We start from the raw sequence: 565 nt of genomic DNA, 5'->3' as shown, positions 1-565 counted from the left end.
ACCCACCGTCATCTGGTCCAGCATGATCAGATGCCGCGTGGTCATCCCGTTGCGCACGAACCCCGTCTCGGCTTCACGGTCCGCGCTGCGGTGCAGATACGTCCGGTACTGGCTGAGGGTGTCCACGTGATAGGCGGCCACCGCCAGCCGTGTCACATCCCAGGGCGCCAGGTCCGCGACGGCCGCGAACTCACGCTCCACCCGCTCGCGCACCCCGGCCCCGTGCCGCACCACGTCCCCCCACGCGTCCTGGTACACCAGAGAGCGTGCCGGGGCCAGCTCCCCCAACACCGCCCGCGTCTCCGCCCAGCGCGCCGGAGAACCGGCGTACTGGCTGATGGCCAGCAGCAGGTCGATCAGCCGCGTGAGCACCTCGTCCGGCTCCCTCACCCCGCGGTCGCGCAGCTGCTCGATCGCCGCCGACACCTGGCGGTGCGTGTGCCGTACGTCGCCGTCCTCGAACAGCGCGACATAGGCCGAGGTCACCACGGAAGCGGGGGAAGCGGCAGCGCCCGGGGCGCGAGCGGAGCGCAGCAGCCGCTGCGCCTGGTCGAAGTGGCCGGCC

Annotated in this window: 1 pseudogene; it reads right to left on the bottom strand. The window is 72.2% G+C overall.

The features are described from left to right. Window positions 1-565, bottom strand: a pseudogene (locus tag IQ210_RS46995) (helix-turn-helix transcriptional regulator); the annotation flags it as partial.

Origin of the sequence: Streptomyces justiciae, assembly GCF_015163075.1 — a bacterium.
Taxonomy (GTDB): domain Bacteria; phylum Actinomycetota; class Actinomycetes; order Streptomycetales; family Streptomycetaceae; genus Streptomyces; species Streptomyces justiciae.
The sequence above is the reverse complement of the archived record's forward strand: the minus strand, read 5'-3'. Positions and strand labels throughout refer to the sequence as shown.